Here is a 20,910-nt window from a genome sequence, read left to right on the forward strand (position 1 = left end):
TATTGCTCTACTAATCTACTATTATTAAACAAACGCAAATATTGCTCGTACACCTACAATTGTTAATGCAACAAAAATCCCCAATGTTACATATGTATTAATTCGTTGTGATTTAGGAGAAACAGTAATTCCCCAGCTAACACAGAATGACCATAATCCATTAGAGAAGTGGAAAATTGTAGAAATAACTCCTACTAAGTAAAACACTAGCATCCACGGATTTGCCAAATTTTCGCTCATCATTTCGTAGTTTACTTCTTGCCCTAATTGAGCAGCTACCCTTGTTTCCCATACATGCCAAACAATAAAAATCAATGTAATAATCCCTGTCACCCTTTGAATATAAAACGTCCAATTTCGAAAGAATCCGTAGTTTTTTGTATTATTTTTGGCTGTAATCGCAATATAGATTCCATAAATTGCATGGTACAATATTGGTAAAAATATTACAAAAATTTCAAGAAAATACCGAAAAGGTAAATGCTCCATAAATCCAGCTGCTTTGTTAAAAGCTTCTGGACCATTAGTTGCAAAGTGATTGACAACCAAATGTTGGATCAAAAATACTCCTACAGGAATTACTCCTAATAAAGAGTGAAGCCTTCTGAATAAAAACTCTCGATTTGCTGCCATAAAATTCCCCCCTAATTGATGACATACTCCCTTTGCCTATTAAGCGATAACAAAACCAAAAATTCTTACAATTTAGTGACAATTTAATTGTACTCTTAAAAAAAATTGCGGTCAAGAAAACGGATACATTAAATAAATTTTCTTCCGCTTTTTTTCTATCTATATGTAAGGAAAAAGTAAAAATTTCCTCCTTTCTATTATTCGCATAAATTTAATATGCAAATCAAATAATAGAATCAATAACAAAGTCATTTAATTACACTTTTTACTTTTAAATATATTTCATTGATTACAGAAAAGGGCATTTGCTTTCAACATTTCAACAAGAGTCAGATACCCTGCACTTCAATCAACAAAGGAACGTTAACCATCTTTTTTTGTTATAGCGCAATAACCGATTCTAAATGACTTTTCCAAATTTTTTAGCAATCCTAATTTAAAAATCATTCTCTTTTCTTATGATTTTTTTTCATTTATACAGTATACTATTTAGACAATATATTTTATTCTATTTTATTTGGAATCCATACTTTTTACATAATCGTTGTATGGAATAATCCTTCATGACTTAATACAATTGCTTTTTAAGGAGACTAATTCTTCTAAGTTAGTGAATATAATAGAATGGTAGAAAGAGGAGAGCATATTGAGTAATTTAACATCCGTAGAAGAAAAAACACAGGTAGAAACGGATCCCCTTACTGTTCCCGCATATGGATACGAATTAATTCGAGAAATACTTATCCCTGAATTATTAGGTCGAGATACTCCTGATCTCTTATATTGGGCAGGTAAACGTATTGCTCGCTTATTTCCTTTAAATGCAGTCGAAGAAGCTTATGTCTTTTTTCAAAAAGTCGGATGGGGACATTTAGAAGTAGTTAAACAAACAAAAAATGAAATTACCTATCACTTATCCAGTGAGCTCATCGAAAAAAGATTAAAGGAAAAAGGGAAATGTACATTTCAACTAGAAGCAGGCTTTTTAGCACAACAATATGAGCAAACAAAAAAAGTCATTGCGGAAGCCTTTGAAGATCCAAAAAGAAAAGATCAAAAAATCACCATTACTGTTCGATGGGATAGCAAAGATTCTGTAGAAGAATAAAGAGTAACTCCAAGTGACTAAAGGAAGTTTTTAGCTAAGCACTAAAACCCTTTTGTCCACTTGGAGTTTTCTTTTTACCGAGCAGTAACTAAGCAGTATAGCTTTAATTTTTCACATGCTCCCTATTACGAAACACGATGTGCTTAGAGATATAGGGACCTCTACTAATTATTATGCATTTACAGGGATTTTACTTAATTCAAACGCATCATGTAATGTTTCTACCGCTTTTACCATCTTAGCTTTTTCGATAACAGTAGATACTTTAATTTCTGATGTACTAACCATTTTAATAATGATTTCTTCGGCAGATAATACTTTAAACATATCTGCTGCAACCCCAGGATTAGAAATCATTCCAGAACCTACAATGGACACTTTTGCTAACCCTTGCTCAGAAGTAACTTTATCATATCCTAATTCAGACTTATTCTCTTCTAGCACTTTCAATGTTTCTTCTAAGTCACTATCTTTAATCGAAAAAGATAGGTTAGTCAACTGATCATTCGTAAGACTTTGAATAATAATATCTACGTTAATATGATGAGATGCAAGTGTTGTGAAAATAGTAGAAAGACTTGTTAACGGATTTCTTAACCCAAATACCGTAACACTCGTAATATTATCTTCAAATGCAACTCCACGTACGACTAAATTTTGTTCCATTGAAACTTCCTCCTCGATGATTGTTCCTTCTTCTTGTTCCATACTTGAGCGAACCACTAACGGGACTTGATAGTTTTTGGCATATTCTACCGCTCTTGGATGCAGTACCCCTGCCCCTAAATTAGCTAATTCTAACATTTCATCGTAGGAAATAGCTAATAGCTTTCTAGCATTTTTAACAAAACGAGGATCGGTCGTGAAAACACCTGTAACATCGGTATAGATATCACAATTATCTGCTTTTAGTGCTGCTGCAATAGCAACGGCTGTTGTATCTGATCCACCACGTCCAAGAGTGGTAATATCGCCTGTTTCTGTAACTCCCTGAAAACCTGCAACAATAACCACTTTTCCTTGTTGTAATTGGTCTTGAACTTTTTCCGTTTGAATGTTTAAAATTCTGGCATTTCCATGAACATCCTCTGTTTCAATGCCTGCTTGCCAGCCAGTATAAGAAATAGCCTCTACTCCTTTTGCCTGTAAAGCCATAGCCAGTAAGCTGATTGTGATTTGCTCCCCAGTTGAAAGTAATACATCCATTTCTCGTTTAGATGGCTTTTGATTGATTTCATTCGCTAGAGTTACAAGAGAATCTGTTGTTTTTCCCATAGCAGAAACGACAACTACTACATCATTCCCTCGATTTTTTTCTTCTAATACTCTTTCTGCTACATGTAGAATTCTTTCTGCACTACCTACTGATGTTCCACCAAACTTTTGTACAACTAATCCCAAAGTCATTCCCTACCTTCTTGTAATCTTAGAGGTTTCTATTCATTTCTCATTGCTTTTCTTTTATGTAAGGATGTCTTCGCACTTATAGCCTAGAGGATACAAGTATCGAAAAAGCGAATAAAAAACAATAAAAAAAAGCAATGAGAATATCTCATTGCCGTGCAGTCCTTTAAATATACTAAATATGCACAAACAGTGAGATAGCGCTCCAAAACAGGTCCTTGTTTTGACAGTCTTACATTTATTCAATGCAAAACCAGTATAAAAAGTCATGAGAACTTTTTTTACTTCGGCGATCTATCCCTTTCATAATTCTTCTCTGAAGCTCATTCTTCTCCGAATTATTACTCTTGAAGTTCGCACCTCTACCTTCACTTATTAAGTTATAAGTTGCCATCATTATAGCACAGTGTTTTCATTCCGACAAATATTATTTTTCTATTCCTTTAATTTAGAAAGTAATTGTTCTGCAACATTTGTCGGAATCCCAATTTCCAAAAACTCTTCTATTGAAGCCTCTTTCATTTTCTTTACAGATCCAAATGTTTTTAAAAGTAATTTCCTTCGTTTTTCTCCAATTCCAGGAATGTCATCTAATAAAGACTGAAAAGCATTCTTCCCTCTTAATTGACGGTGAAACGTAATCGCAAAACGGTGAACTTCATCTTGGATTCTTTGTAATAAATAGAATTCCTGACTATTGCGTTCAAGTGGAATAATCTCTAAAGGATTTCCAAAAAGGAGCTGAGAGGTACGATGCTTATCATCCTTGACTAAACCAGCAACTGGAATATCCAAGCTTAATTCATCTAGCAGAACCTCTCTTACTGCTTCTAAGTGTCCTTTACCTCCATCAATTAATAGTAAGTCAGGAAGTGGCAATCCTTCTTTTAAAACACGCTGATACCTTCTGCGCACCACTTCTCGCATCGACTCATAATCATCAGGGCCTTTTACAGATTTGATTTTATATTTGCGATATTCACGTTTAGCTGGTTTTCCATCGATAAAGACAATCATTGCTGATACAGGATCAGTCCCCTGTATATTACTGTTATCAAATGCTTCAATGCGAAGAGGAGTATAGATACCCATTTGTTTCCCCAGATTTTCTACCGCTTTAATTGTTCGCTCTTCGTCTCTTTCAATTAATGCGAACTTTTCCTTTAAAGCATTCTTCGCATTTTTATTTGCCAATAATACAAGTTCCTTTTTTTGTCCCCGTTGCGGTTTCGTTACTTTCACCTTTAACAATTCCTCTACGATATCACCTTGAATATCGTCTGGTAGATAAATTTCTTTTGGTTTAAAGTGATTTGCCTTTTCATAAAATTGCCCGAGATAGGTTAACATCTCCTCTTCAGGCTCTTGATAAATAGGGAAAGTGCTGACATCTCGTTCAATAAGCTTACCTTGACGGATAAAAAACACTTGGACACACATCCAACCCTTGTCATAAGAATAACCAAAAACATCTCGATCCACTAAATCCGTCATCATCATTTTCTGCTTTTCCATCGTTGCTTCGATATGCGCAATTTGATCTCGATATTCCTTTGCCCGTTCAAAATCTAATTCACTTGAAGCTGCCAGCATTTTTTCAGATAACTCTTTTTTTATTTCTTGATATCCACCATTTAGGAATTTTGTAATATCATCTGTCATCTTCTTATATTCTTGCTCAGAGACCTCGTTCACACATGGTGCTAGACATTGTCCAAGATGATAATATAAACAGACTCGATCAGGTAATACATTGCATTTCCGTAAAGGATAGATTCGATCAAGAAGCTTCTTTGTTTCATTTGCTGCTTGAACATTTGGATATGGGCCAAAATACTTCCCTTTGTCCTTCTTTACATTTCGCGTTGTAATGAGCCTTGGATGTCTTTCCGCCGTTAATTTAATAAACGGATAGCTTTTATCATCTTTCAGCATAATATTATATTTTGGGTCATGCTTCTTAATCAGATTTATTTCTAAAATAAGCGCTTCGATATTAGAAGAGGTTATAATATATTCAAAATCTTCTATTTCATTGACAAGCCTTAACGTCTTTCCATCATGAGAGCCTGTAAAATAGGAACGGACTCGATTTTTTAGCACTTTTGCTTTTCCTACATAAATAATCGTGCCTTGTCGGTCCTTCATTAAATAACAGCCAGGCTGATCAGGTAAGATCATTAATTTATTTTTAATGATGTCGTTCAATGTTTTCCCTCCCAGCATGTAAACCATAAACAAACGAACATATATACTATCTTCTCTAATTATAGAGAATTTCATCGATTCATCAAGGAAAAAGTATAGGCTGGAAATATTTTAAGAGAACGGTTTTATTTTTGGATTCGTATTGGATGGGGAAGGGCTTTTTTTGATAAATTATTTATTGAAGTTGATATTTTCTCGATGAACGCCTCTTTTTTCGGGTTTCTTCTTATTTTTGGTTTTCATTGCTTTAATAAACGCCATTTTCTTCACATTTCCTCTTATCTGTGGTTTTCATTGCTTTGATGAACACCATTTTCTTCACGTTTCCTCTTATTTGTGGTTTTCATCCCTTACATGAACGCCATTTTTTCCGCGGTTCCTCTTATTTATGGTTTTCATCCCTTACATGAACACCTTTTTTCTTTGCTTTTCCTCTATTTCTGGTTTACATTCCTTCCATGAACTCACCATTTACTAAAAAACTCATCTACATTTGGCCCACATCCCACCAAAAAAAAACTGTAAACACTTCCTCAGATTCCTGAGTGTGTCTACAGTTATTTCTCTTCAATGAAGATAGATTAATCCTTTATTAAACATGTCTTCCTAACAATTCAGAAAGAGCTTCTTTTGGTTGGAATCCAACTACTTTATCTACAACTTCACCGTCTTTAAGAACTAATAAAGTAGGAATGCTCATTACGCCAAATTTAGATGCTGAGCCTTGGTTTTCATCTACATCTACTTTAACGATTTTTACACTGTCACCGATTTCGCCATCAAGTTCTTCTAGAACTGGAGCGATCATTTTACAAGGTCCGCACCATGGTGCCCAGAAATCTACTAATACAACACCTGAACCTGTTTCTTCTTGGAATGTTTGATCTGTTGCGTGTGTAATTGCCATTTATTATTTGCCTCCTTATTTGATAATCTAACAATATCGAAAGTATACCATGCTTTCAAAAATGATACTAATAATATGTTTCAAATATCATTTTCCCCCACTACTTGATAATACATTCAAGTTAATTAAATCGTTGCATTGTCCCACTCTTTAATCAAGGCAGGGATTATTTCAAAGAGATCTCCTACAATCCCATAATCAGCTACTTCAAAAATAGGGGCATTTGGATCTTTATTGATGGCAATAATCGTTTTTGCAGATGTAACACCAACAAGATGCTGAATAGCTCCTGAAATGCCACAGGCGATATAAAGGTCTGGCGCTACTGTTTTTCCTGTTTGCCCAAGTTGGAGGGAGGCATCACATACTCCTAATTCTACTGCTCCTCTTGATACACCCACATTTCCGCCGATTACTTCTGCTAATTTCGTAATCAAGGCAAATCCTTCTTCATTTTGAATTCCCCTACCAGCACCAACGATAATGTTTGCATCCACTAAACCAATAGCATCGCTCTTTTTTTGTTCAAGTCCTATCAATGACGCAATAGGTGTATCAAGCGTAACTTCCAAGAAACGAATGACATTTTTTCTATCCACGTTCTTCCGTGAAGTTGACCACTTTTTTGGCTTAATCGAGATGAGAAAAGAGGGATCATTTATTTCTACTCTTTCGATTACCTTTCCAGAATAAACAGGCCGGCTAAAGTACAATTTGCTATCATGAAATTCGAAGCTATCTATATTTGAATAAAGGGGGATATCTATTTTTTCACTAATATAGGGGGAAATAGCTCTGCCCATATCTGTGTGTCCACATAAAAAGATAGTTGGCTTCACTTGATCCCATACAGATAAAATTGCCTTTGTGTACAATTCACTCGTAAATCTAGCCAGCAACGGATGTTCAACAATAATGATTTGGTCGACATCGTTTTGATGCAATTCGGATATCTCTTTTTTTATATCTCCGCCCATTAATAAAAGGATTATCTCTGCCTCCCTTTGCAATTGCTTTGCAGCTGAAATACACTCGAGGGTAATGGAGGCAATATTCCCCTGCTGAAATTCTCCCAGAATAATTATCTTTTCTTTCATTACTAATTCCTCCATTATTATCATTGCAATGACTTTATCAATTTTGCTAATTTTTTTACCTTTTCTTGTGTCTCCCCTTCAAGCATCGTCTGTCTTCGTTTTAAGTGTGGATACGAATACAGGTGCAGATTTTTTTGTAATGACAATTCATTTGACTCCTTGATTAACAGAGGCTTCTTTTTCGCTTTCATAATTCCAGCAAGGGATGGAAGTCGCGGAACATGTAATCCTTGGGGAATAGTAACTAAGAAAGGAAAAGGAACACAAAATGTTTCTATGTCCCCATCAGCATTTCTTTTAATTATTGCGTTCTCTTCCTCTTGGTCGATGCGGATTGTTTTTGTAAAATAGGGGATATCTAATATAGCTGCAACACGAGGTCCTACTTGACTGGTTGCTCCATCTGTCGAAAAATCGCCAGCTAAGATTATGTCAAAATCAATCTGCTGCAAATATTCAGCAATCTTTCTAGCTATGGAGGTCGGTTCCTCTTCCTTTGGGTTAGATTCTATTAATACAGCCCGATCTGCACCCCTAGCCAAAGCTACTCTTAATTGCTTTTCTCCTTCTTTTCCACTTACCATTAATACGGTAATTTCCCCACCATATCTCTCCTTGAATTGCTGAGCCTCTTCTAGACTTATTGCATCTGGTGGGTTGATGATGAAGTTACTCTCCTCCACAAAAACTTGTCCAGATTCAAGGACTAAAGAAGCTTCAGGGGATGCAGTTCTTGATAATAAAACAACTAGCTGCAACGTTTTATTACTCATTGGCTTCTTCACTTTCTTTCTTCAATTGTCTTCTTAATACTTTACCAACTGCCGTTTTCGGAAGCTCTTTCCTAAATTCATAAATGCGCGGAACCTTAAAGGATGCCAACTTTCTTCGCATAAACTGATTGAGTTCTTCTTCATTCACCGTCATTCCTTCTCGTAAAACAATAAATGCTTTAACCGTTTCTCCTCGATAAGAATCTTTTACACCAACGACGGATGCTTCCATAACAGCTGGATGCTCATACAAGATTTCTTCTATTTCACGAGGATAAATATTAAAGCCACTGGCAATGATAATATCCTTTTTCCGGTCGACAATATAAAAATATCCTTTTTCATCCATATAAGCGATATCGCCTGTTAATAGCCAGCCATCTTTTAAAACCTTGTTGGTTTCTTCTTCATTATTCCAATACCCTTTCATCACCTGTGGTCCCTTGATTCCAAGTTCTCCAATTTCTCCTACTGGTAACATTTCTCCTGTTTCTAAAGAAAAAATTGCTGCGTCTGTTCCTGGCCATGGAACACCAATGCTTCCTTTCACAATTTCATTGTCCCATAGAAAATTCACATGGGTAACGGGAGATGTTTCAGTTAAACCGTATCCCTCAACAATCTTTCCACCTGTTTTTTGCTCAAATTTCTCGATAACCTCAACGGGTAATGGAGCAGAGCCACTAATCGCTCCTTTAATCGAAGAAAGATTATATTTCATAATATCCGGGTGATTCATTAATCCAATATAAATAGTTGGAGCACCTGGAAAAACAGTCGGTTTTTGTTTATCAATCGTTTTTAGAAGACCAGTTGCATCAAATTTTGGTACAAGGATCATTTTATATACTTCCATTACAGATAATACAAGAACTGTCATAAGGCCGTAAACATGGAATAATGGCATTACTGCCAGCATTGCTTCCTTTCCTTTTTCCATCTTATATAGCCATTGTCTGCACATAGAGGTGTTAGCAATTAAATTTTGATGGGTTAGAATAACCCCTTTAGGAAATCCAGTTGTTCCTCCTGTATACTGCAAGATTGCTATATCCTCTTCAAAGTTAATCGGTACTTCTTTAAGCTGCATGTCGTTCTTCTTCATTGTTTGGGTGAAAAAATGAGTGGATTTCGATGATTGGATAATCGGAGGTTTTCCCTGCTCTTTTGCTTGGATGAAAGGATACACGAGATTTTTCGGAAAAGGAAGATAATCTTTAATGGAAGTAACGATAATATGTTCTAAATCTGTTTGCTCTTTCACTTTCTCCACTCTGTTATAAAGCATATCTAATGTAATTACTACTTTCGCACCTGAATCTTTCATAATGAATTCTATTTCTCTTTCTTGATACAAAGGATTTACCGGAACAACAATGCCTCCCGCCTGCAAAATCGCATAAAAACTAATAACTGTTTGAGGAATATTCGGAAGCATTACAGCAACCCTGTCCCCTTTTTCAATACCTAAATTCTGTAAAAACTCTGCTAATTTTAAGGTTTGTTTGTATAGCGTTTTAAAGGTCATTTCTTTTCCCATAAAATGAATGGCTTTATGCTTCGAATATTCTTTTGCGGCATTTTCCAATAATTGTGGGAGAGTATCTCCCCGATAGTAGACGTTTTTGGCTATTTGGTCGGGGTAAAGTTTTAACCATCTTTTCTCAGTTTCCAACACAATTCCTCCATTTAATTCTATTGTTGTACTAGCTTATTATATGGAAGAGAACTTTAATTGGATTATGTATAAGCCTACTTTCGACTTAATAGAAAAAATGGGCAGGCAAGCAAAAGAGGCTATCACGTATGACAGCCTCTTTTTAAGATTAGTTGCGATTCTAACCTACATCCTGAATAGCCTTTATTTTGCGTAAATCTAAATCCGTTTCGCTAATATTGGTGATTCAGTCTGCTACTATTAGATTTTTGAAAAAAACTAAAATTCTTTTTATCAAGAAATCCCTGCGCCTATTACGAAAGATAAACCGATGGATATAATCATAGAAATAAATCCGACAGCTCGATTATCATTTTTTATTTCATCATCAATTCTAAATTTTGGTGTTAAAAATTCAAAAATAAAATAGCCAATTAGCAATAGTACAAAACCATATACACCCCAGATAATCATTGTTAATAATGAGTCATTGCGCATAATGGAATGACTAAAGACATTCGCTATTCCGAAGATTTTACCTCCTGTAGCCATTGCAACAGCAAGATTCCCGTTTTTGATTTCATCCCAATTATTATATTTGGTCACGAGTTCAAAAATAGCCAAAAATACAACAAGACTTAAAATAACAACACTATAGTCTCCTGCCGTTTTTACATATTCATTTTCCCAAAATTGATCCATATGGTTTCTCCTCTACGATTTTCTTTAAAGCTGTTTTGTTTTCATAAAGTTTGTCGCTCAGGATTAAAAATAATTAATTTTTCCTTTTGAAACAACAACAATCTTTTAGAAAAAACTTCTTCAAAAGAAGGACTATTTAAATTCTACAACTGTTACGCCGCTTCCGCCTTCTCCAGCTTCCCCAAAACGGATTTTCTTCACTGCTCTATGATTTTTTAAATACTCTTGAACGCCTGAACGAAGGGCTCCTGTTCCTTTTCCATGAATAATCGAAACTCGAGGGTAGCCAGCAAGCAGGCTATCATCAATATACTTCTCTACTCTTGCTAGAGCATTTTCAAATCTTTCGCCACGTAAATCTAATTCCAAACTAACGTGGTAATCTTTTCCCTTTATCGTAGCAAGCGGCTTTGTTTCTACTACTACTTTTGGTGCTTTTATGAATTCAAGATCCTTTTCTTTTACTTTCATTTTCATAATTCCAATTTGAACTTGCCATTCTCTATCAGAAACCTTTTCTAGTAATTGTCCCTTTTGATTGAAGGTAAGGACCTTCACTTCATCACCAGGTTGATAAACATGGTTTGTATTGGATGCAACAAGTTGTTTTTTCATTTCTATATGCGGTGTTGCATCTTCTAATCGTTTTCTTGCATCGATTAATTCATGCTCCTTTATCTCCGCACGTTTTTCAAGCTGCATTTTTCTTAAATCACCAATAACAGCTTCAGCTTCTTTCTTCGCCTCTTCAATAATTTCTTTTGCTTCTCTTTTTGCTTTTTCTTGCAATGTTTCTTTCTTCTCGTAATATTCCATTACTTGTTTCTGCAAATCACGATGAAGCATGTCTGCTTGTTTTAATAAATCTTTAGCTTCTTCATGCTCCCTTTCAGCCTGCCTACGACTTTCCTCTAAGGAAGCAATCATATTCTCGATTTTATTGCTGTCTTCACTGACATGTGAGCGAGCTGCCTCAATGACGTCTTCCTTTAAACCTAGTCGTTTACTAATTTCAAAGGCATTACTTCTACCTGGAACACCGATTAGTAGCCTATAGGTAGGGCTTAATGTTTCAATATCAAATTCCACACTAGCATTGACTACCCCTTCTCGATTATAGCCATACGCTTTTAGTTCTGGATAATGAGTCGTTGCAATTACACTTGCTCCTCGTTTATTTACTTCATCGAGAATAGAAATAGCAAGTGCTGCTCCTTCCTGCGGGTCTGTCCCTGCTCCTAACTCATCAAATAAAACAAGACTCTCCTGATCAACTTTCTCAAGAATGCTTACGATATTAACCATATGAGAGGAAAATGTACTCAAGGATTGTTCAATTGACTGTTCATCTCCAATATCTGCATAGACTGACTTAAATACTCCCATTTCTGAACCATCTAATACTGGAATTTGCAGACCAGCCTGTGCCATTAACGTACAAAGCCCAACTGTTTTTAGCGTAACTGTTTTACCACCAGTATTCGGTCCGGTGATAACAATGGACTTATACGTATCCCCAAGTACTATATCATTTGCCACTACTACTTCTGGTGGTATAAGTGGGTGCTTCGCTTTAAGAAGAACAATCTTCCCTTCATTGTTGATTTGCGGTTTTGTTGCTTTTAAGCGATGCGCGTATTTTGCTTTTGTAAACATAAAATCTATCTCTGCTAAAACCGTGACAATATGCAATAATTCCTCTTCATTTTGCGCAACAAGTGCGGTCAATTGGGTTAAGATTCTGTCAATCTCTTGCTGCTCCTTGACACGAATTCCCTGTAATTCATTATTTAAGGTAACAACAGACTGTGGTTCAATAAATAATGTTTGGCCAGAAGCACTTTGATCGTGGACAATCCCACCATAATTCCCTCTATACTCTTGTTTCACAGGGATAACATAACGATCATTTCTTATCGTAATGATACTGTCAGAAAGCATTTTTTGGGCATTAGAGGAGCGAATCATACTTTCTAATTTCTCCCGTACCTTTGCTTCATTTCTGCGCAGCTGATTTCTTAACGTTCTAAGTGTATCACTTGCACTATCCAAGACAGTACCTTGTTCATCAATCGCCATCTTTATTTCTTCTTCTACTTCAACAAGTACGGTAATACTATCTGTTAAAGTGAAAAGAATCGGTACAGCCTCTTCTTCATGAAACTCTTCAATGAAACGTTTCATTTGTCTACTAGCATGAACAGTACTAGCAACATGATTTAATTCTAAAGGACTAAGCATTCCACCAATAGAAGATCTTTTCACATGGGCACCAATATCATAAATTCCATCAAGAGGAATCGTTCCTCGCATTCGATACACTTTAGCAGCTTCATCCGTTTCATCCTGCCATCTTACTACTTCATTGTAATCTGTAGAGGGAACTAATTCCTCCACTCTATTTCTTCCTAAAGTGGAAGATACATGCTCCATCAATTGAACTTTAATTTTATCAAATTCTAACGTTTTTAATACTCTTTCCTGCATGGAGTAATCTCCTTTGCTATTCTATTTTACCGATTTTTTGTCGGCACTCCTTTTTCGGTTAAGAGAGCCTATTAACATTTAATCTACTCTTTATCGTTAGCCTTTATATAAGAAAGCTAATAATTCTTCTTTTGACATGGCATTTAAAACTGTCGATTTTTTTATCCATCCTTTTTTCGCTGTAGATACACCTATCGCCATATTGTGAAGCTCGTGTTTATAATGAGCATCCGTATTAATCACGATTTTCACACCCGCATCCTGTGCCATTTTAACATATGCTGCATTTAAATCTAAACGGTTAGGATTGCTGTTTAACTCTAAAACAGTATTCGTTTCCTTCGCCAATTGAATAAGCATCTCCATATCGACATCATATCCTTCTCTTTTCCCGATTTTTCTACCAGTTGGATGGGCGATGATATCGACATACTTATTTTCCATTGCAGCTTTTAATCTGTTCATAATCTTGTCCTTAGATTGTGTAAAAGCAGAATGAATGGACGCAATTACGATATCTAATTCTTTCAATAACTCTTCATCATAATCTAAGGTTCCATCAGGCAGAATATCCATCTCAGCACCAGCCAAAATGGTAATATCCTCATACTTGGCATTCAGCCTTTTAATTTCTTTTATCTGCTTCCGTACTCTATCCGGTGTTAATCCATTAGCAACCTTTAAATATTGAGAATGGTCTGTAATTGCCATGTATTGATAGCCTAATTTACGGTTAGCTTCTACCATTTCCTCTAAAGTATTTGCACCATCACTTGCAGTTGTGTGCATATGTAAATCTCCTTTAATATCTTCCAAGGAAATTAGCTCGCTATTTTCTGAATAGCTTTCTACTTCTTTTCCATCTTCTCTAATTTCAGGTGGAATAAATGGTAGTCCAAAATAATGATAGAAAGATTCCTCTGTTTCAAAGGTTTTAACTTCGCCTGTTTCATTATTTTCGACACCATATTCACTTATTTTTTCTCCACGTTCTTTTGCTAGCTGTCTCATTCGCACATTATGCTCCTTAGAACCTGTGAAATGATGTAGTGTTGTTGCAAATTCATTTGTTTTTACTAAACGAAAGTCTATAGAGATGTCATAATCTAGTCCAAGAACAACACTTACTTTTGTTGTACCTGCCCCAATTATTTCTTTAATTGCCGGAAGTTGAAGTAGCTGGTCTTTCACTTGATTTGGATCATCTGTTGCGATGATAAAATCTAAATCTTTAATGGTTTCTCTCACTCTTCTTAAGCTTCCTGCTCTTGAATATTGGACAATGCCCTCCATTTTTGATAATGCCTCTTCAATTGAAACAGCAATCGGTATCATAAAGGCAATTGGTAGTCGTTCTGGTCTTGTTCCAGCATTTTGGAGCGCTTCTATTATTTTTTCTTCTGTTTTTTTCCCAAATCCCTTTAATGCTTGGACTTCCCCTTTTAAACATGCATTCTTTAAATCCTCAGCATTTTCGACTGATAGCTCTTTATATAATCTCGCTATCTTTTTCCCACCAAGACCTGGCAACTGTAGCAATGGTATTAACCCTTTTGGAACTTCTTCTTTCAATTCCTGTAATACGGAAGACTTTCCTTCTTTTATATATTCTTCAATAACAGCAGCTGTCCCCTTACCGATTCCAGGTAGTTCTGTTAAATCTGTTATTTCCGTTAAATTGTATTCACTTGTTTCAATCGTATTAGCAGCTTTACGAAAGGCTGAAATTTTAAAAGGATTTTCTCCTTTCAGTTCCATATATATTGCTATTTGTTCTAATAAACGAATAATTTCTTTGTTTGTTATCATCATTTCATCACCTACATGCCTAAAATAAACCTTCTATTTTACTAATCCTACCTATCATACCATGAACTGCAGCAATTCTATAATGAAGACGTATTGTTTAAAACATACAAAAAACTCCTCTAGCTACATACAAAGCTAGAAGAGTTTCCTAATTTCTATGAAGCCATATATTCAAACCATAAATCTTTTATTTTCTCAGAAAAATATGGAGTGCTTTCAATCATCCAAGCCGCTACAGAGGATTCGTCTAATTGAGCTTGTATAAAATCAATCGGAACTAAAATAGAAATATATAATAGAAGGAATAATAGCAAATACGTTTCGATAAATCCTAATACAGCACCAGCCCATGTATTTAGCTGCTTTAAAATCGGAATACTAGCAACAAAATCTATCATACTACCAAGAATTTGCCAAATAATTTTCACGACAAAAAAGATCACAATAAAGGAGAATCCTCTGTAAAAAACATCTTCTATATTAGCCGTTTGAATAAAGGAATGTAGAAAACTGCTTTCTCCTGTATTTGAATATGGAATCCATAGTGTTAATTTTTGCGATAGTGGAATGTAATATTTATTAGCAACTATAAACGCAACAATAAATCCTGTTAAGTGTATAATTTGCATAATAAATCCTCTTTTCAGTCCTCTTAGAAGACCAAAAAGCAGTAATATAACCAAAATAATATCCAACATGAACATTGTCAGTCCTTTTCTCTTTTTAATTCTTCTTCTAGTTCTTTCACTCGATCTTCTAGCTTTACATAGTCGTTTACTATATTAACAGCAGTAAGGACTGCTAGTTTATTTATATCAAGTGAGGGATTCTTGACATGAATTTCACGCATTTTTTCATCAACTATGGAGGCAACCAGTCTAACTTGGCTAGAAGGTTCTTTCCCTATTATTGTATATGGTGTTCCGTATATATCAACATTTGTACGATTTTTAGGAGTATTTGACACGCCCATGCCTCCATTCTAAAGAATCCTAGTTTCTATCATATCATGAACTATTCTCGCTAGGGAAGTCATTCGAATAGATTCTATCAACAAGACTTGTTTATAAAGAGAAAACTTTTGCGATTCCCCTCAAATAAAAAAGCATCTCATAAGTATGACTCCGAGATGCTTCTTTTTCCTATTCATTTAGCCTCTTAAAGTAGCTCCTGCTTGTTCCTTTACTGCTGTAAGTACTTTTTCATGTGCTTTACTGATTATTTCATCTGTTAATGTTTGTTCTGGATCGAAATACGTTAAGGAGAAAGCAATCGATTTTTTGCCTTCTTCCATTTTTTCTCCCTCATATAAATCAAACACCTGCACATCCTTCAATAATTCCCCACCAGCTACTCGGATGATTTCTTGAAGATTACCTGCTAGAATTTGTTTATCCACCACAAGGGCAATGTCTCTAGTTACATATGGGAAACGCGGGATAGAAGTATAATGCAATGCTTCTACTTCTACAGCGAATAATTTACTTAAATCTAATTCAAAGCAATATGTTTCTTTTAAATCTAATTCCTTTTGCATTTGCGGATGAACTTGACCTACAAAACCGATCACCTCTCCATTAAGTGCGATTTCAGCCGTTCTACCTGGATGCATCCCTTCCATTTCCGCTCTTGCAAAAGTGATTTGCTCCGATACACCTAATTTTTGGAACAAGCCTTCTAATACACCTTTTACAACAAAGAAATCAACAGCTTTCTTCTCTCCTTGCCATGGATGTGTGCTCCAAATTCCAGTAACAGCTCCAGCTAAATGTTCTTTTTCCTCTGGAAGCTCCTGTTCCCCATTAGCTAAGAAAACAACACCTGTTTCATAAACAGCTATGCTTTCATTTTGTCTTGCTGCATTGTATTTAAGCACCTCTAAAAGCTGTGGTACAATGCTTTGACGTAATAATGCACGTTCTTCACTCATAGGCATCGCAAGTTTGATGGGATTACTTTTCTCTAAAGCAAAGCTATGTACTTTTGCTTCATTTGTTAAAGAATACGTAATCGCTTGATATAGTCCAGCGGATTCCAAATATCTACGTGCCATACGGCGCTTCTTCTGATAAGCAGTTAAGGCACCTGGTGTAGATGCTCCAATAGGCAATGTTTTCGGTAAGTTATCATACCCATAAAGGCGTGCAACTTCCTCAATTAAATCTGCTTCGATGACAATATCGTTTCTTCTAGTAGGTACAGTTACTGTGAAGATATTGTCTTCTACTTGTGTTGTAAATTGAAGACTATCAAAAATAGCTGTTACTGCATTATTCTCTAATGATGTTCCTAATGTTTGATTAATTTTTTCTAACGTAATGGAAACAACTTTTGGTTCGGCAGTTAATGTATCAACCGCTACTTCCCCTTCCAGTACTTCTCCACCAGCATATAAATGTAATAACTGACAAGCTCTATCTGCAGCTATACGAACTCGATTTGGATCAATGCCTTTTTCATATCTAGCACTCGCTTCACTACGTAAACCAATTACTTTTGAAGATCTGCGAATTACTTTGCTGTCAAAATAAGCGGATTCTAATAAAACAGTTGTTGTGTCAGATTGCACTTCAGAATTAGCTCCACCCATTACGCCAGCAACAGCAATTCCGTCTTTCCCATTAGTAATGAGTAAATTATCTGCTGATAACATTCTTTCTGTTTCATCAAGCGTTGTAATTTTCTCACCGCTTTGTGCTTTTCTAACGAGAATTTCTTTTGAACCGATTTTATCATAATCAAAAGCATGCAGTGGTTGCCCATATTCTAATAAAATATAGTTTGTAATATCTACCACATTATTATGTGGGCGAATTCCTGCTGCCATTAATTTTCCTTGCATCCATAATGGAGATGGAGCGATTTTAATATTCTTTATTACTCTTGCCGTATATAATGGTGTATCTGCATTCTCTTCTACCGAAATTTGTATATAATCAGATGCCTTCTCATTAGTAGTTGGATATTCTGTTTTAGGTAATTTTACTTCTTTACCTAAGATTGCAGCTACTTCATAAGCTACACCAAGCATGCTTAAACAATCAGCACGGTTAGGAGTTAAGCCTAGTTCTAATACAGCATCGTCGCGTTGTAAATATTCTAATGCATTCTTACCAACTTCAACATCACTCGGAAAAACAAAAATACCTTGTGAATATTCTTTAGCAACAATTTTCCCTTCAATGCCAAGCTCTTGCAAGGAACAAATCATTCCGTTTGATTCTTCCCCACGAAGTTTTGCCTTTTTAATCTTAAAGTTACCAGGAAGAATGGCTCCTACTTTAGCAACTGCTACTTTTTGGCCTTTATCTACATTTGGAGCTCCACAGATAATTTGAATCGGATCACCTTCTCCAACATCCACTAAACACTTATTCAATTTGTCTGCATTTGGATGTTGCTCGCGTTCTACTACATAACCGATTACAACATTTTTAATTCCTTCATCGAGGACTTCGACACCTTCCACTTCGATTCCGCTCTTTGTAATTTTTTCTGCTAATTCATCAGGATTAATGCCATTTAAATCTACATATTCATTTAACCACTTATAGGATACTAACATTTTTTCTCCTCCACCCTTAATATTCCGGTACTGAAAATTGTTTTAAGAAACGCACATCGTTTGTATAGAAATGACGGATATCATCAATTCCATATTTCAACATCGCAATTCGCTCTGGACCCATTCCAAAGGCAAACCCAGAATATTTCTTCGAGTCAAATCCAGACATTTCTAATACATTAGGATGAACCATTCCAGCTCCTAGAATTTCAATCCAGCCTGTTTTTTTACATACACTACAACCTGCTCCCTTACAGATAAAGCAAGAAATATCTACCTCAACAGATGGCTCTGTAAACGGGAAAAAGCTCGGACGCAAGCGAATTTCTCTATCTTCACCAAACATTTTCTTCGCAAAAACTTCAAGCGTTCCGATTAAATCACTCAGCATAAATTGGTGGGAATGGGTTGCATCATCATTATCACGACGATACACTTTACCAGGACAAATGATTTTAACTGGTCCTTTCCCTTTATGCTTCTCTAGTGTTCTTGCTTGCATCGGAGAAGTTTGTGTTCTTAGTAATGTTTCTTCTGTAATATAGAATGAATCTTGCATATCTCTTGCTGGGTGATCTTTGGGAAGATTCAATGCTTCGAAATTATAATAATCATTTTCTACTTCTGGTCCCTCTTCTACTGTATATCCCATACCAATAAAGAGATCTTCTATTTCTTCCACTACTCTTGTAAGAGGATGGTGGTTCCCTACAGAAACTGGACGCCCAGGCAATGTAATATCAATTGTTTCAGATGCAATTTTCTCATGGACTAGTGCTTCTTCTAGCGCTTTCTGTTTCGCTTCAATATGACTTGTAATTTCGTCACGAATAACGTTTACTAATGCACCCATTTTCGGTCTTTCTTCTGCAGATAGCTTGCCCATCCCTTTCAGCACTTCTGTGATCGGCCCTTTTTTACCTAGGTATGCAATACGAATTTCATTTAATTCTTTCATATCATTGCTGTTTTCAATGCGTGTTAGTGCTTCAGCTTGCAGTTCTTTTAATTTATCTTCCATTACATTTCCTCCTTATGTATTGTTTGTTTTGCATGAAAAATGGCATAAAAAAAACCCATCCCCAAAAAGGGACGAGGTTATTGTCGCGGTACCACCCTAATTAACTTGTTTCTTAAAACAAGTTCACTTCATTTGGATAACGGTAGTCTATACCGGTACATCTTTACATCTTTCTAAAAAGAAAAATGGTCCCGATGCCGACTCAGGAGGTGAACTTCACTCATGTTTTTAATAAAAATGCTTTCAGTCTGCGGCATTTTCTCCCTACATTAAAAATCATCAATTACTTTTCTCCATCAATGTCTTTATTCATGTAATTTGGTTTTAATTATAATATATATCTAATCAGTTTTCAAATGCCTTTTTAGCCTTTGGATTAAACGAAGACTTTATTTAAAATAATACATTAAAATCCCCGCTGCAACCGCAACGTTTAGAGATTCGCTTTTCCCGAGGATTGGTATATACAAATTGGTATCTGTCTTACTTAGTACTTCTTTACTTACACCATTTCCTTCATTCCCAACGATTAAACAAAATGATGCTGTTTTTTCTGTTTCTCGATAATTTCTACCATTTTCAAGGGCAGTACCGTAAACTGGGATATTTCTTTCCTTTAATGAATCAATAAATGTTGGTAAATTTGTTTTTACGATCGGCAGATGAAAATGGCTCCCTTGACCGGATCGGACTACTTTTGGATTGTAAATATCGACTGTTCCTTCTCCGATAATAACAGCATCAATCCCTGCTGCATCTGCTGTTCGGATAATGGTTCCCATATTACCAGGATCTTGAACCTGATCAATTGCAAGGAAGGTTTGGGCTGTTGACAATATTTCCGGAAGTTCAAGTTGTCTGCATAAAGCAAGAATTCCTTGTGGTGTCTCTGTATCTGAAAGCTCTTTGATAATTTCTTTTGTAACAATGGTGACCGGTATATCGCCATAATCCCAAGCAGGTACATCGATTTCCTCTGATATAATTAAATCGATAATAGCATCTGCTTTAAATGCTTCTTCAACAAGGTGAAAACCTTCCACCAAAAATGTTCCTGTTTTATCTCTTTCTTTTTTTGTTAATCGTTTCTTCCATTCTTTAATTTGTGGATTTTTTACTGAAAGTATGTGCTTCACTTACTCTTCTCCTTCATTATCACCAAATGATCTCATATTCCTTCTATTATAGCGTAAATAAAATACATAATAAACGGCATTAGTGAAATGATAAAAATAGATGTGTACTACAAAACGTCTATTCAACGTCATTTACAAATTGTAATAGTTTGCGTTGATAGATAACAAATGGAAAGAAGGGTGCTTATTATGAATTTAAATTTACGTAATGCAATAATCCATAATGTTTCTGGAAATTCTCAAGATGAATTAAAGGACACAATCGTGGATGCTATTCAAAATGGGGAAGAAAAAATGCTGCCTGGTTTAGGCGTTTTATTCGAAGTGATTTGGAAAAATTCTTCTGAGGAAGATAAATTAGAAATGCTGCAAACATTAGAAAGTGGACTAAAGTAATCAAAAA

Annotated in this window: 17 protein-coding genes, 1 riboswitch and 1 other annotated feature; of the genes, 2 read left to right on the forward strand and 15 right to left on the reverse strand. The window is 35.6% G+C overall.

Going from position 1 to position 20,910, the window contains the following annotated elements; genetic code table 11:
* Positions 1–24: 24 nt before the first annotated feature.
* On the reverse strand, positions 25–633 hold the full coding sequence (locus RTL21_RS12480) for a succinate dehydrogenase cytochrome b558 subunit (protein ID WP_312096215.1): 609 nt from the start codon (positions 631–633) through the stop codon (positions 25–27).
* 646 nt (positions 634–1,279) lie between these two features.
* Here RTL21_RS12480 and RTL21_RS12485 point away from each other — a divergent pair.
* Positions 1,280–1,741 carry a YslB family protein gene (locus RTL21_RS12485; RefSeq protein ID WP_312096216.1) on the forward strand — a complete coding sequence of 154 codons (462 nt, stop codon included), beginning with the start codon at positions 1,280–1,282 and terminating at the stop codon, positions 1,739–1,741.
* Between the two features lie 171 nt (positions 1,742–1,912).
* Here the strand turns inward: RTL21_RS12485 and RTL21_RS12490 are convergent, their stop codons facing one another.
* The 14 genes from RTL21_RS12490 to RTL21_RS12555 form a co-directional block, all read right to left on the reverse strand.
* On the reverse strand, positions 1,913–3,142 hold the full coding sequence (locus tag RTL21_RS12490; protein WP_312096250.1) for an aspartate kinase: 1,230 nt from the start codon (positions 3,140–3,142) through the stop codon (positions 1,913–1,915).
* Positions 3,143–3,335: 193 nt separating this feature from the next.
* A riboswitch (Lysine riboswitch) is annotated at positions 3,336–3,518 on the reverse strand.
* Positions 3,519–3,580: 62 nt separating this feature from the next.
* The gene (uvrC, locus tag RTL21_RS12495; RefSeq protein ID WP_312096217.1) at positions 3,581–5,353 is read right to left on the reverse strand and encodes an excinuclease ABC subunit UvrC; all 1,773 of its coding nucleotides are present in this window, start codon (positions 5,351–5,353) and stop codon (positions 3,581–3,583) included.
* A gap of 592 nt (positions 5,354–5,945) precedes the next feature.
* Positions 5,946–6,260, reverse strand: coding sequence for a thioredoxin (trxA, locus tag RTL21_RS12500; RefSeq protein WP_312096218.1), 315 nt, complete (start codon positions 6,258–6,260; stop codon positions 5,946–5,948).
* A gap of 125 nt (positions 6,261–6,385) precedes the next feature.
* Positions 6,386–7,357: an electron transfer flavoprotein subunit alpha/FixB family protein gene (locus RTL21_RS12505; protein ID WP_312096219.1), complete on the reverse strand. Its 972-nt coding sequence runs from the start codon at positions 7,355–7,357 to the stop codon at positions 6,386–6,388.
* Positions 7,358–7,377: 20 nt separating this feature from the next.
* Positions 7,378–8,130 (reverse strand): electron transfer flavoprotein subunit beta/FixA family protein, encoded by a 753-nt coding sequence (locus RTL21_RS12510; RefSeq protein WP_312096220.1) that lies wholly within the window; start codon positions 8,128–8,130, stop codon positions 7,378–7,380.
* Positions 8,123–9,805: a long-chain-fatty-acid--CoA ligase gene (locus tag RTL21_RS12515; protein WP_312096221.1), complete on the reverse strand. Its 1,683-nt coding sequence runs from the start codon at positions 9,803–9,805 to the stop codon at positions 8,123–8,125. The genes RTL21_RS12510 and RTL21_RS12515 overlap by 8 nt, the downstream gene beginning before the upstream one ends.
* A 276-nt stretch (positions 9,806–10,081) precedes the next feature.
* Positions 10,082–10,489 carry a DUF350 domain-containing protein gene (locus tag RTL21_RS12520; protein ID WP_312096222.1) on the reverse strand — a complete coding sequence of 136 codons (408 nt, stop codon included), beginning with the start codon at positions 10,487–10,489 and terminating at the stop codon, positions 10,082–10,084.
* A gap of 132 nt (positions 10,490–10,621) precedes the next feature.
* Positions 10,622–12,976 (reverse strand): endonuclease MutS2, encoded by a 2,355-nt coding sequence (locus tag RTL21_RS12525; protein ID WP_312096223.1) that lies wholly within the window; start codon positions 12,974–12,976, stop codon positions 10,622–10,624.
* A 96-nt stretch (positions 12,977–13,072) separates the two neighbouring features.
* The gene (gene polX / locus RTL21_RS12530; RefSeq protein ID WP_312096224.1) at positions 13,073–14,788 is read right to left on the reverse strand and encodes a DNA polymerase/3'-5' exonuclease PolX; all 1,716 of its coding nucleotides are present in this window, start codon (positions 14,786–14,788) and stop codon (positions 13,073–13,075) included.
* Between the two features lie 152 nt (positions 14,789–14,940).
* On the reverse strand, positions 14,941–15,489 hold the full coding sequence (locus RTL21_RS12535; protein WP_312096225.1) for a CvpA family protein: 549 nt from the start codon (positions 15,487–15,489) through the stop codon (positions 14,941–14,943).
* A gap of 2 nt (positions 15,490–15,491) precedes the next feature.
* A complete protein-coding gene (gene zapA, locus RTL21_RS12540) occupies positions 15,492–15,752 on the reverse strand; it encodes a cell division protein ZapA (RefSeq protein ID WP_312096226.1) in 261 nt (86 codons plus the stop codon).
* 183 nt (positions 15,753–15,935) lie between these two features.
* Positions 15,936–18,350: a phenylalanine--tRNA ligase subunit beta gene (gene pheT / locus RTL21_RS12545; RefSeq protein WP_312096227.1), complete on the reverse strand. Its 2,415-nt coding sequence runs from the start codon at positions 18,348–18,350 to the stop codon at positions 15,936–15,938.
* Between the two features lie 16 nt (positions 18,351–18,366).
* On the reverse strand, positions 18,367–19,371 hold the full coding sequence (gene pheS, locus RTL21_RS12550; RefSeq protein WP_312096228.1) for a phenylalanine--tRNA ligase subunit alpha: 1,005 nt from the start codon (positions 19,369–19,371) through the stop codon (positions 18,367–18,369).
* Between the two features lie 64 nt (positions 19,372–19,435).
* Positions 19,436–19,680: a binding site (T-box leader), on the reverse strand.
* Between the two features lie 80 nt (positions 19,681–19,760).
* The gene (locus RTL21_RS12555; protein ID WP_312096229.1) at positions 19,761–20,507 is read right to left on the reverse strand and encodes a TrmH family RNA methyltransferase; all 747 of its coding nucleotides are present in this window, start codon (positions 20,505–20,507) and stop codon (positions 19,761–19,763) included.
* A gap of 189 nt (positions 20,508–20,696) precedes the next feature.
* Here RTL21_RS12555 and sspI point away from each other — a divergent pair, with 189 nt between their 5' ends.
* Entirely contained in the window at positions 20,697–20,903 is a 207-nt protein-coding gene (gene sspI / locus RTL21_RS12560) for a small acid-soluble spore protein SspI (protein WP_312096230.1), read from the forward strand.
* The last annotated feature ends 7 nt before the right edge of the window (positions 20,904–20,910 follow it).

The sequence above is a fragment of the Niallia sp. genome, assembly GCF_031978665.1.
In the GTDB taxonomy this organism is placed as follows: Bacteria; Bacillota; Bacilli; order Bacillales; family Cytobacillaceae; genus Niallia.